The organism is Streptococcaceae bacterium ESL0687 (genome assembly GCA_029392475.1).
In the GTDB taxonomy this organism is placed as follows: domain Bacteria; phylum Bacillota; class Bacilli; order Lactobacillales; family Streptococcaceae; genus Floricoccus.
On sequence record CP113940.1, the window covers coordinates 391,438 to 403,921 of the forward strand.

Below are 12,484 nucleotides of genomic sequence, written 5' to 3' on the forward strand. Positions count from 1 at the left end.
GACCAAGCCTTTTGGTAAATTGCTTTTTGGGCCAAAAGTGCTATAATTTAAAGAATAATATAAAAAAATCTAATAACTAGGAGAATGTAGATGACACAAGCAAACTTTGGTGTAGTTGGTATGGCCGTTATGGGTCGTAACCTTGCCTTAAATATTGAATCACGTGGCTATAATGTTGCGATCTATAACCGTAGCGCAGAAAAAACTGAGGATGTAGTTAAGAGCTACCCTGAAAAAAACTTTGTACCAAGCTATGACATTGAGTCATTTGTAAAATCAATTGAAAAACCACGCCGCATTATGCTTATGGTGCAAGCAGGTTTTGCAACTGATGCAACTATCCAAAGCCTTCTTCCATTCTTAGACAAGGGAGATATTCTAATTGACGGTGGTAACACTTACTACAAAGACACAATCCGCCGTAACAATGAACTTGCTGACTCAGGAATCAACTTCATCGGTACAGGTGTATCTGGTGGGGAAAAAGGAGCCCTTGAAGGTCCTTCAATCATGCCAGGTGGACAACGCGAAGCTTACGATTTAATCGCTCCGGTCTTTGAAGAAATCTCAGCTAAGGCTCCTGAAGACGGAAAACCTTGTGTTACTTACATCGGCCCTGATGGAGCTGGTCACTATGTTAAGATGGTTCATAACGGAATCGAATACGGTGACATGCAGCTTATTGCTGAATCATATGATCTAATGAAGCACTTACTAGATCTTGATGCTAGCGAAATGGCTGAAATCTTTACAGAGTGGAACAAGGGTGAGCTTGATTCATACCTAATTGAAATCACAGCTGACATTCTTACTCGTAAGGATGATGAAGGAGAGAAAGGTCCAGTTGTTGACTATATCCTTGATGCTGCTGGTAACAAGGGAACAGGTAAATGGACTAGCCAATCTGCTCTTGATTTAGGTGTTCCACTACCACTAATCACAGAATCAGTATTTGCCCGTTACATCTCAGCTTATAAAGATGAACGTGTTAAGGCAAGTGAGATCTTACCAAAGGCAGATGCTCCTAAGTTTTCTGGCGACAAGGCAGAGCTTGTTGAAAAAATTCGTCAAGCCCTATACTTCTCAAAAATTATGAGCTATGCTCAAGGATTTGCTCAACTTAGATCAGCAAGTAAGGAATATGACTGGGATCTTCCATTTGGTGATATCGCAAGCATCTGGCGTGCTGGATGTATCATCCGTGCTCGTTTCCTACAAAAAATTACTGATGCTTACGACCGTAACGCTGACCTTGAAAACCTTCTTCTTGATGAATACTTCGTTGAAATCACTAAGAAATACCAACAGTCAGTTCGTGACGTTGTAGCCCTTGCAGTTCAAGCAGGAGTGCCAGTACCAACCTTCTCAAGTGCTATTGCCTACTTTGATAGCTACAGAAGTGCAGTCCTTCCAGCCAACCTAATCCAGGCTCAACGTGACTACTTCGGTGCCCATACATACAAACGTACCGACCGTGAAGGAACCTTCCACTACGACTGGTATAGTGAAGATAAATAATAAACAAAGAAAAACCTAGGAAACTAGGTTTTTTTCAATATTGTGAACTTAAAATCTATATGATAAAATGAGTCTTATCAATAGAAACTTGAGGAACTTAATGAAAGAAAAAGGGAAGTCAACCAATTCTTTAATGAAACATATTAGAAATGACCACGGTATAAATATAGGGATAGGTCACTCTAGGGATAAAAGAGATCTCCTGAATATGGGCTATTTCCATTCGTACAAGGCTTATAGGTTTGTTAAAAAAATAAATAATCCTCTCGACATCCAGGAATTTAGTGAGATTAGGGACATTTATGATTTGGATAATGACCTTAAGGAGCTTTTGTATCCGGCAGTTATGAAAATTGAAACGGCCACTAAAAATTACACAATTGATTGTGTAGTTAGTGGTGGGCCGACAGATTTGCAGTCGATATATGAAACAAAAGCTAATCATTACAGAGACTTCGAACCTGGGACTCCGGAACATAGAAGAGAGATAAAGAGTTTTTTGGAACTTAAAAAGAATATAGATGGTATTATTGCACGTAATTATACTAAAAGTGACATAATACAACACTATGTTCATGAGAATCAGCCAGTTCCAGTATGGGCAGTTTTTGAATTAACTACATTAGGAGATCTTGGGTATTTTATTGGTAGGTTGAACAATGACACCAGAGAAATATTAAGCAAAAATATTGGGATTTATGATAGACGTTATGACACTGCAAATAAAATTATTTCAAAACACCTTTATATAATTAAAGACTTGAGAAATGCTATAGCTCATAATAATCCAATTTTTGATTGCCGGTTTAAAACGGGGAAAGTTGATAAGGTAGTTATTAAACATCTAGAAGGGAATACAGGAGCTTCTAATATAAACTTTAATACGATAACGGATTATGTCTTACTGGTGGCTTACTATATGAGGTGTTTTCAATTTACTAGGACAGAAATTAAGGCATTTTTAAGAGGATACGAAAGAATAATTAGTCAATACCAAGAAAAAGCTAATAACTCTAAAAATTATCGGATGATTTTTGATGTTGATAGTACTTCTAAAATGCGTAAATTTAGGTTTTAATATTGCATATTACATAAAAAGTGTTATAATAGTCTTACTAATAGCGGTGTTGCTTTGCGGAGCGCATCTGAAGGCAGTGGATTCGTTCACTGCTTTTTTTGTGTTTATTTTAAAAATAAGGAATCATCTTCATCCAGCTTTATACAAATATTCATCTAAAATTGATATAATAGCTATAATATAGAAGATATGTGAAGTTATTTTAGATAAATAATCCTTGAAGGAGCTTATATTAATTTCTGAGTTGATTGGTCAAAATATATTTTTGGAATTGACTGGCAACTTTATTAAAAATATAGTTTAAGTTAAGAAGAAATTGACCTCATAGAAGAGAAAGTGGAGGAGATGGGATAGTTGAAGAAAAGAGTATTTATTTCTTACGCATGGGAAGAACAAACTGAGGCTGATAAAAAAGTAAAAGCATTTGTTGATGGACTGGCAATTTTTTTAAAAACTTTTGATTTGGACGTGTTGCTTGATAGATATGAAAATCATCCGGGTTCTAATCTTGATAAATTCATGTCAGAAGGTATTGATTCCTCAAATTTTGTAATATGTGTATGTACAGAAACTTATATTAAAAAAATGAAAAATCAAAATTCAGGAGTTTATAACGAGATTACATTATTAAGTAAAATGTCAGATAGCCCTTTTATAATTCCAATTATTGAAATAGGATATTTTATTGATTTACCAGAATTTTTTAAAGGTAAATTTGTTAGTCAATTATTTCTAAACGACTTTAGGTCTCCTGAAAATAAGTCTCCACTATATGAATTAATAAATACCTTGATGGGTAAGAATCTATCTATTAAAGATGTGGTTCCTAAAATAAGAATCGAAAATTATTATGAATCGTCAAAAGATTTGCAATTATACGGAGATGTAACAGAGTTAATGAGGTTTGAGAATGAGATGGAGAAGACTGTTTATTTTCAATATTCACTGGATGAAGGGAAAATTGATATTGGAATTCCACCGATGAATTTTGCAACTGAATGGACTGAACGTGATGAAAGCAGTATCTATGTTTACAAAAATGTTCAAAAAATGTTTTATATTAATAATTTTAAAAATTTTGAAGAAGTACACTCGCCTGGATATTTAAATGAAAATAGAGATGATTTAATGTCGATTAAGCGGGTTACTGATTTAGTGGTCGGAGATGGTATTGTGTGGATAAATGACAGTAATCATGTTGCGATTGGTAAAATATTAGATATTAAATTTAGTAGAGAACGAGAAAATAGATCTAAAAATATAGTTACATTTAAGTATAGAATTTTAAATCCAATTGACTTAACTGAAGATTTCAAGGAAGAATAAAATTTTGTAGATATTATTTAATTCCCCAAATATCGGTCTCAGGTCTGATGTTCCAATTTTTGTTCTGGGGTATTATATACACATGGAAGCGGGTGATGGCTTCAAGGTTTTACTAACTTAGTCAAAACCGTGATTCAATTATTCTCTTCCGTCGATAGTTTGTATTGACTGTCTTATTCCTAGCCTCATGTCGGGTGATATTTGGTTAGGGTGTAAAACTTTTTTCATAAAACTCCATAAGTTCTTAGAACTTATAAAAAACTCCTTAAAAATAAAAAAACTCCTAAGAAAAACCGAGACTCCACTCGGTTTTTTTCCTGTTTATGAATACTTTTAGATTTTATGTATTTTCTGTTTAATTTTTATTCCCAGATAACCCGTTGTCCATTCTGTCATCCAAAACAAGTTTTGGGACAGAAGTGGCACTCGTTTTTTTCCTGTTTATATTAAACTTTCATCCCAACAAAAAAAGAAGGGCTGGCCTTCTCTTTTTATGATCTGATATATTCTTCAAGGGTTTCCTTGTCGATGTTTTCGTCAAAGATGTAGTCGTCCATGATGACTGTTGGAACAAAGAAGACATTTGCTTCTTGGGCTTCCTTGACAATGCTTGCAGCATCTCTTTTGTCGTCGTGGTAGCTTAGACCGAGTTCATTTTTTGCGAATTCAGCGATTCCTTCGTCATCTAATGGTTCCCAGGCTTCTTGGCTTGAAAAAACTTTTGCGATATCACGAAGAGCTTTTTCAGGATCAAGAGGATCAATAAAAGCGTGCATGATATTTCCTTTGACCAAATGTCCCTTTTGCTTGTCAAAGAGCTTGATTAGACGTCTAACTCGTCCCTCTTCAACCTCTTTTTTTAGGAAGTTCTCAGATTCTTCAAACCACAGTCTGCTGAAAGGACAAGCCAGGTTTATGAATTCCTTCATAAGTTTACCTTCTTCTCCAATATGAATACCATTAACTGAGTTGGTTTTATCTACCCTGATTTCGCTTGTGTCCATCTTGTTACTCCTTTATTCTATTTTTTTATAATTTTACCACGAATTAATTTTTTCAGCAATTAAGAGACCTAGGCTTAAGCCCTTTCTTACTTTTTTATGACTTTCTTGAAAATGAAGTGAAAATAGTAACAAGATATGATATACTAGCCAAGGCGAGAATCTAAGTTTAGGTTCTCAAAATAGGGTTGATTTGGATTCAACCATAAAAATAGGAGATTTTATTTTGAGTTATGTAGGAAAAAGCTGGACAAATTTTGTAAATCTTGTTCAGGAAAAGTTTAAGGCGCTAGGTGCCCAGGCACGTATTTTGCCAAAGAATCTAAAGATGATTTTTGATAAAGCCCGCAAGCTTGGGTTTGTAGGTCTTATCAAGTTAGTCTTTGCGGACATCTTTTTAGGTCGCAGCCTGCTCGGTTGGCTTTATTTGATTGCCCTTTGTTCGGTTCAAATCATTGCCTACATCTTGCGTCCTGACTCACTTATGGGGATGATTGCAGGTCTTACAGGAATTATCTGCGTTATCTTTGTTAACGAGAAAAGAGCCAGTAACTACCTTTTCGGTTTTATCAATGCCTTAATTTACTTTGATATGAGCCTGCAGTCAAACTTTTATGGTGAGGTTCTAACAACAAGCTTCTTTACTATTATGCAGCCGATTGGGCTTTATATGTGGCTTGTGGCTGATCTTAAACCGCATGATGATTTTGAAGAGGCGCCCCTTGCTAACAAGTTGAGCCTTGCTGGTTGGTTGAAGAGTCTGGTTCTGATTTTCTTTGTTTGGCTTGGTATGGGTTACGCCAATAAGTCAATCGGAGCAAGTCGTCCTTTCAGGGATAGTGTGGCAGTAGGAAGCAATGTTACAGGTCAGGTCCTTATGAGCGGGGGATATGCTGAGCAGTGGATTTTCTGGGGTCTAACTAATATCTTTTCAATCTATCTTTGGTGGGGTCAATCCTTTGAGATTGTCATCATGTTCTGGGTTTACCTACTAAATAGTATCGTTGGTTGGGTCAACTGGACCATGGACGTCAAACACCTTAAAGGACGCCCAGTAAACGAAGTTGTAAAAGGCCTTTTTTCATAGGAATTATTTTAGGAGTAGAGTAAAGTATGAAGAAAAAATGGAGTAGCTTAAGTAAGTGGAAAAGAATTAGTATCTTAGTTGCCCTTCTTTTTGCGACAGTTGTTATAGTTCCAAGTTGTAGTTCAAGTGAATCGACTGCGAGTAAACGGATTTTAGAATTAAAATCTGAGTTAAAGAAAGTATCGCAAGAAAAAGATGAGGCTGTAAAAAGTGCCCAGGCGGCAGAGAAAAGAGCTACTGAAGCTGAAAACAAGCTGAAAGAAGCTGAGGACGCCAAAAAGGCTGAAGAAGCTAAAAAAGTTGAAGAAGCCAAAAAGGCCGAAGAAGCCAAGAAGGCTGAAGAAGCCAAGAAGGCTGAAGAAGCCAAGAAGGCTGAAGAAGCCAAGAAGGCTGAAGAAGCCAAAAAGGCCGAAGAAGCCAAGAAGGCTGAAGAAGCTAAAAAGGCTGAAGAAGCAAGACAAGCTGAAGAAGCGAGGCAAGCTCAAGAAGCCGCTGCAGCTCAGGCAGCTCAAGTACAACCCCAAACTCAGTCTCAGACCCAGGTTCCAGCCTCGGCAGGAGGTTATACAAAGGATGCCAAAGGTAGATGGCATAGATCAAATGGACAATACGCTTCAAAAGCTGAAATCGCAGCAGCAGGCCTAGCCTGGTAAAAAAAGCCATCTTAGATGGCTTTTTTGCTGGTGAAATTCTTGTAAATTTACTAGCAAAAAGTTGATAATTCTGCTATAATTATTTCTTGTAGTGGTTGGACCCCTTAGTTAAATGGATATAACAAGTTCCTCCTAAGAATTAGTTGCTGGTTCGATTCCGGCAGGGGTCATTTTTGAAGACTTAAAGAAAATTTAAAAACTGTCAAATCCTTAAAATAAAAGGGTTTAGGCAGTTTTTTTATTTGTATAAATTTATTTGAAAAAATATTTTTTTTGACCAATTATTTGTCATGATAATAGTTAATAAAGTTTTGTATATAGTTTAGTGCATTGAATTTATTTTTATTATGAATTATAATGGCTCTTATGAATCAATAGTTGTTTTAATTTTTGAATTTTATATTTGTTGACTATATTAGATGACTCACTTATGATGCATCACAAAAAATTTTAAGCAACTATTATATTATAGTTTGTTAGGAGTTGAAAATGGATATTTTGCAAAAAGAAGATTTTAAAATTTTGAGCAAATTAAATAAAAAGAGAGCTGCTATAGCTTTGATTTCTTTTACATCGTTTTTATGTTGTAGTAGCTATAATGTTACTACGGTAATGGGGGACTCAAGTGTGAGTAGTCCAACAATTGTTATGCCTGATACAGGAGAGATTACTGATATCAAAGTCCTAATTGGTGTAAATAATAGTGTAATGAGTTCCGGAGACTCTATTCAATTACCTGGGCAGAATTTTCAGATCAGCTCAATTAAATTATCGTTTATGTTAACTCAAAAAGGAACTTTAAAACCAAATACAGTTCTAAGGATTCCGGTATCTTTAACCAATAATTCTAACCCATTACCTAAGACATTATTAAGTTCTGGGGGAATACTTAATATTTTGGACGATAATATGAATGTAGGTACTATACAGTATGTGTCAGAAGATAGATTTGGTAACTCTGGATACTACAAGATAGTTTTATCCAGTGAGTTCGAATTGGAGGATGGAGAATCTGCTTCTGTATCAGTTAATTTTTCCCCGTCTAGCTCTTCTTTTATTACTGCTTTTAATAGCACAGAACCTATAATTTTAACTATAGATAGAAGTGCATTTTCTTTTGTTCCTAAAAGGAGAATATATGAAAAAGATAGTGGATGGTATAATACAAATGATTTTGCATACAGTCCCAGTGCAAGTCAAATTAATATCGGTACAGCAATTAAAGATCCTGATTATCTAAATAATGCCCTATCGCTTTCAGCTGATACAAATTCAGATACAGGTATTCCTGATGGAGATGTGATAAATATTGAGAGGGTAACTGTTAAAGGATCACCTGTAATTGGAATTTCTATTGATGATTATTTAGGAAATCATACTTTAAAACTCAGTGAAGATGGTACTTATCTGATTAAAAATGATAATTCAGGAGATGTGAATTTTCCAATTGGAACAGGTGTTACAAATCTTATTACCTTACCTAGCGGGTTGTCAGATGAGGCTATATTGGAGGCATTGCATCAAAGCGGGAAAAATAGTGGAGCTATTATTGATGAGGGGAACGGACATTATATAATTGCTTACAATTTTGGAAGATTGATTGGTCCAGGGGCCTATACATATCACGATTTATTTCCAAATGATGACGGTGCAACCATATCTAATAACCTTCAGGAAGTAAAGAGGAGTGAGTCAGTTACAGAAGACCTAAATAAAAAGTTATCTAGTCTCTATGCTTTTCATAGTTCGGAGTTACAAACATCGATTAATTTTAGTGACTCTAGTATATCAAATAGTATTTCAGGAGTTGGAACACAATATGATGTAAACGATACTAGTATAATTAAGATTAATGTTTCAAATTATAACTCTAATACAACACCATCTAGTGCCCGTTCTGAGGATCAGAGTAAGATAACTGTTCATTATGTTGATGAAGATGGTAAAGAGTTAGCCCTACAGTCTTATTCTTACGGGTATCCTATGGAATATGGAGGTATTGAAGCATCACTAAATTATTTGGCAGATAAAAAGGCAATCCCTGGTTATACTCTTGTTACTACTAGCAGTCCCATTTCAGAAATTTCAGGAATTCAATTAACTAATTCTGAGTCAATACCATTTCTTGAGAATGATCAGGTATATTACTATGTGTACAAAAAGGATGAACCGATAATTACAACTGAGTCAAGTACAGTTAATGAAACGATTCACTACCAATTTCTAGATGGATCCCAAGCGGCTAATACTTACACAAGAGGGATAACTTTCATACGTTCAGTCTCAATAGATGCGGTTACAGGTGAAAAAAATTATGGCTCGTGGAGTCCTGATCAAAGTTTTATACCAGTTGTAAGTCCAATTTTGAAAGGTTATACTGCAGATAAAACAGAAATTAATTCTGAAACGGTTAGCGGTTATTCAAATGATTTGGCCTACACAGTAGTTTATACTAAGGACGATCCGATTATGACTACTGAATCAAAAACAGTAAAAGAAACCATCCAATATAAATATTCAGATGGAAGTCAAGCATCTATGACTTATACCAAAGTTTTGACTTTTACTCGCTCAGTTTCGATAGATGAAACAAGTGGTGAAAAAACTTACGGGCAATGGAGTGAGGATCAAGCCTTTGATTATGTGGAAAGTCCTAAGCTTGAAGGATATACTGCGGATAAGACATCGATTGCCTCTCAGGTAGTAAGTGGAGATTCAAGTGATTTAAACTATATTGTTACTTATACAAGGAATTCAGTACCTAGTTTAAACAATGACAAATTGGGTACACCCGAAGCAGATCCAAGGTATGTATCTGCGGACTTACCAGAGACAGGTATTAATACAGCCAGTGAAAACAGCAGAATAATTGTAATAGTTTCTGCACCTGCGGCTTTGTTAGTCATGTTGTTCGTCTATATGCACACCAAAAAGAAAAATGAGAGTGATAAATAATTTTTCTTAGAGTAACCTAGTAGTTTTACCAAACCTACTAGGTTTTTTATTATTATGCGGCTTAAATTAATTTTTGTTACAGCTAATAATTGTTTAAACCATTAAAAAAATATACAATTTGTAGGAGTATAAAAATATGAGGGAGATAGTATGGCTGCAAAGATAGATAATTTTTCCGCTGAGGAATCAAAGATTGATGGTTTAAAAATCATAAAAACCAAAACTGCAAAAGATGAAAGAGGGACGGTCAGAGAGCTTTACAGGGCAAGTGCCTATTCTGAGGTTTTACCTGAGACCATAAGACCCTGGCAGCAGATTAATCTAACAAGGACTAAAAAAGGTGCTATTCGTGGACTCCACGGGGAAGCCATGGCTAAATTGGTTACAGTAGCTTACGGTAGTGCCTTTGGGGTATATGTTGATACAAGACCAGCCAGTAAGACTCTTGGACAGGTTGTAACGGTTGAGCTTAAGCCAGGTGTACAAGTTTTTGTGCCCCAGGGTGTTTGTAATGGATTCCAAGCCCTAGATGATGAGACAGAATACCTGTACTTTTTTGATAATGAATGGAAGCCAGGAATGGCAGGTGTTGCCCTAACTCCCCTGGACAAGGACTTAAATATTGACTGGCCCATTCCAGTTTCAACAGATAATTTTGATCAGGTTTCAGAAAAGGACTTCAATGCTCCGACCTTGAAGGAAGTTTTAGGTAAGTAATAGCAAAAAAAGAGGACCCTCAGGTCTTCTTTTTTATTTTTTATCAACAAATTTTTGGTTTTTAAGAATCTTTTCACTGGCTGTCGTCAGACGTTTCAGGTCCTTTTTCTCGATTGGGTTAGAAATCATAGTAAGCACAGTTCCCTCTTTCCCCATCCGTCCAGTACGACCGGCACGGTGAACATAAGATTCTTCAGTGACTGGTACGTCAAAGTTGATTACATAGTCCAGATTTTCGATATCAATCCCGCGGGCCAAAAGATCTGTCGCAAGAAGTAGAGTAATATCCCCATTCTTGAACTTCTCAAGAAGGACCTTACGGAAACGACCACCAACGTCACTAGCAAGACTTGCTGCATTAATACCTTGGTATTGAAGTTTTTCTTCAGCATTTCCTAGATCATCAAGCTTGTTGAAGAAGACCAAACCGCGCATTCCTGGTAAGTGGGCCAGCTGGCGTAAAAAATCAACCTTACGGCGTCTTTCAACCTCAGTAAAGATGTGGTCAACACGAGATTCAGTAGAATTGATGTTGATTTCAACCAGGTTTTTCAGTTTTGAGCTTGCAATCTCTTGGATTTTATCTAGTTGTGAATTTGCTGTAGCTGAATAAAAGGCAAACTGGTAGTCTTTAGGAGTTCTGTTAATAATTGGTTTTACAAAGTTGAATTGACCTGCCTCAACCAGTTGGTCAACCTCGTCAAGGACGATTGTATTGATGGCAGTCATCTTTATTTTTTTGTCCTTAACAAGCTCTAGAGCACGCCCTGGTGTTGCCACGACAATTTCAGGAGCCTTCTTAAGTCTTTCAATCTGTCTTTTAAGACTTGCCCCAGCAATTACTAAGGAGCTTTTCAGTCCCAGTGGTTCAGCCCAAGTTTTAGTAACTTCAAAGATTTGACCTGCAAGTTCGCTGTTAGGTGCTAAGATTAGAAGTTGTTGGCCACGTCCCTTTTGGACATTTAAAAGTAGCGGTAGAAGATAGGCTAAAGTCTTACCGGTTCCTGTAGGACTTGTCGCCACCACATTTAGGCCGTCTTTTAGGGGCTCAAAGCTTTCTTCCTGGATTTCTGTAAAGTTTTCAAAGCCAAGCTCCGTAAGTTGTTTCTGCCAGACTTCTGGTAAATTATTTTTGTCAATCATGTTTATCTGCCTCAAATTTTATTCCAGCATCTAGCCTCATCTCATAGCTTGTTTGAGCTACAATTTGGGCCAGTTGCAGTAGTTTTTTATAGTTGTTGTCTTCCAGCCTGTCAGCTGAAAGAATATGCGCGAAATCATAAGCCTCTTCAAGCATGGGATTTTCAGTTGAAGTTATATCCAAATCAAAGCTTTGACCGGTATGGTAGGTAAATTTTGCTTCCTTGATGGCATTTACACCATCAAGAGTCAAAGTCCCCTCGCTCGTATAGATTTCACTTGTAAGTTTGCTGCTAATATTTTTCCCGGTTTTAAGGGCCAGGTTAAACCCTTCATATGATAAAATGCCGATTCCGTTAAGATCAATTCCATCCTTTGTCTTTATAGCCTGATAGCTGGCATGTTTGGGCCGACCGAAAAGATAGCTTGCCGCATAAAGAAGGTAGACTCCAAGGTCCGCAAGGGCACCTCCAGAAAATTTACTAGAAAAGATATTGGGTACTTCTCCCTCAAGAAGCTTGGGCATCTTGGAAGAATACTTGGCATAGGTAAAATCAGCACCCCAAATTTCCTTATCATCTAAAAATTCCTTGATAAGAGAAAGAGACTTTTCATGGATGTTTCTTGCTGCCTCAAATAGATAAACTTCCTTAACCCTTGCCAGTTCAATGATTTCCTCTAATTCCTGGGGATTTGAGCAGGCTGGTTTTTCAAGGATTACATTTTTTTGGGCACTAAGGGCACCCTTGGCCTGGGGGAAATGCAGGGAATTAGGGCTTGCAATATAGACTGTATCAAAGTCTGCCTGATAGAAGGCAGCTAAATCGTCAAAAAGTTCAATGGGTCCTTTGAAATCTTGAGTAAATTCAAGGGCTCTCTCAAGCTTACGTGAGTAGAAGGCTGTAAATTCATACTTTCCAGTAGCAAGAGCTGCCTCGATGAACTGCTTACTAATCCAGCTGCTACCAATAACACCAAGTTTTATCATATATTCTCCCGTCTAATAAAA

At 36.6% G+C, this 12,484-nt stretch carries 10 protein-coding genes and 1 tRNA gene; 8 read left to right on the forward strand and 3 right to left on the reverse strand.

Annotated features, from left to right (window positions below):
* The first annotated feature begins 90 nt into the window (after positions 1-90).
* The 3 genes from gndA to OZX60_02065 all read left to right on the forward strand — a co-directional run bounded on the left by gndA (position 91) and on the right by OZX60_02065 (position 3,922).
* On the forward strand, positions 91-1,518 hold the full coding sequence (gene gndA, locus OZX60_02055; GenBank protein WEV45551.1) for an NADP-dependent phosphogluconate dehydrogenase: 1,428 nt from the start codon (positions 91-93) through the stop codon (positions 1,516-1,518).
* Positions 1,519-1,618: 100 nt separating this feature from the next.
* Complete coding sequence (locus OZX60_02060; GenBank protein WEV45552.1) at positions 1,619-2,596, forward strand: Abi family protein; 978 nt, start codon at positions 1,619-1,621, stop codon at positions 2,594-2,596.
* A gap of 354 nt (positions 2,597-2,950) precedes the next feature.
* Complete coding sequence (locus tag OZX60_02065) at positions 2,951-3,922, forward strand: toll/interleukin-1 receptor domain-containing protein (protein ID WEV45553.1); 972 nt, start codon at positions 2,951-2,953, stop codon at positions 3,920-3,922.
* A 491-nt stretch (positions 3,923-4,413) separates the two neighbouring features.
* On the opposite strand, the gene OZX60_02070 is transcribed toward OZX60_02065, so the two are convergent.
* Positions 4,414-4,926, reverse strand: a complete 513-nt coding sequence (locus tag OZX60_02070) for a thioredoxin domain-containing protein (protein ID WEV45554.1) — start codon at positions 4,924-4,926, stop codon at positions 4,414-4,416.
* A gap of 223 nt (positions 4,927-5,149) precedes the next feature.
* Between OZX60_02070 and pnuC the strand changes: the two genes are divergently transcribed.
* The 5 genes from pnuC to OZX60_02095 all read left to right on the forward strand — a co-directional run bounded on the left by pnuC (position 5,150) and on the right by OZX60_02095 (position 10,335).
* Complete coding sequence (pnuC, locus tag OZX60_02075; GenBank protein ID WEV45555.1) at positions 5,150-6,010, forward strand: nicotinamide riboside transporter PnuC; 861 nt, start codon at positions 5,150-5,152, stop codon at positions 6,008-6,010.
* A 26-nt stretch (positions 6,011-6,036) separates the two neighbouring features.
* Complete coding sequence (locus OZX60_02080) at positions 6,037-6,663, forward strand: hypothetical protein (GenBank protein ID WEV45556.1); 627 nt, start codon at positions 6,037-6,039, stop codon at positions 6,661-6,663.
* Between the two features lie 98 nt (positions 6,664-6,761).
* Positions 6,762-6,833: transfer RNA gene (locus OZX60_02085), tRNA-Arg, on the forward strand.
* A gap of 319 nt (positions 6,834-7,152) precedes the next feature.
* Positions 7,153-9,618 (forward strand): MucBP domain-containing protein, encoded by a 2,466-nt coding sequence (locus OZX60_02090; protein ID WEV45557.1) that lies wholly within the window; start codon positions 7,153-7,155, stop codon positions 9,616-9,618.
* Positions 9,619-9,768: 150 nt separating this feature from the next.
* Positions 9,769-10,335, forward strand: a complete 567-nt coding sequence (locus OZX60_02095) for a dTDP-4-dehydrorhamnose 3,5-epimerase (protein ID WEV45558.1) — start codon at positions 9,769-9,771, stop codon at positions 10,333-10,335.
* A gap of 33 nt (positions 10,336-10,368) precedes the next feature.
* Here OZX60_02095 and OZX60_02100 read toward each other — a convergent pair whose 3' ends face one another.
* Positions 10,369-11,478, reverse strand: a complete 1,110-nt coding sequence (locus OZX60_02100; protein WEV45559.1) for a DEAD/DEAH box helicase — start codon at positions 11,476-11,478, stop codon at positions 10,369-10,371.
* Complete coding sequence (locus tag OZX60_02105; GenBank protein ID WEV45560.1) at positions 11,471-12,463, reverse strand: Gfo/Idh/MocA family oxidoreductase; 993 nt, start codon at positions 12,461-12,463, stop codon at positions 11,471-11,473. The genes OZX60_02100 and OZX60_02105 overlap by 8 nt, the downstream gene beginning before the upstream one ends.
* Positions 12,464-12,484: the final 21 nt, after the last annotated feature.

Coding starts and splice junctions, on each gene's coding strand:
- gndA (WEV45551.1), top strand. CDS start 91: ATGACACAAGCAAACTTTGGTGTAGTTGGTATGGCCGTTATGGGTCGT.
- OZX60_02060 (WEV45552.1), top strand. CDS start 1,619: ATGAAAGAAAAAGGGAAGTCAACCAATTCTTTAATGAAACATATTAGA.
- OZX60_02070 (WEV45554.1), bottom strand. CDS start 4,926: ATGGACACAAGCGAAATCAGGGTAGATAAAACCAACTCAGTTAATGGT.
- OZX60_02080 (WEV45556.1), top strand. CDS start 6,037: ATGAAGAAAAAATGGAGTAGCTTAAGTAAGTGGAAAAGAATTAGTATC.
- OZX60_02090 (WEV45557.1), top strand. CDS start 7,153: ATGGATATTTTGCAAAAAGAAGATTTTAAAATTTTGAGCAAATTAAAT.
- OZX60_02095 (WEV45558.1), top strand. CDS start 9,769: ATGGCTGCAAAGATAGATAATTTTTCCGCTGAGGAATCAAAGATTGAT.
- OZX60_02100 (WEV45559.1), bottom strand. CDS start 11,478: ATGATTGACAAAAATAATTTACCAGAAGTCTGGCAGAAACAACTTACG.
- OZX60_02105 (WEV45560.1), bottom strand. CDS start 12,463: ATGATAAAACTTGGTGTTATTGGTAGCAGCTGGATTAGTAAGCAGTTC.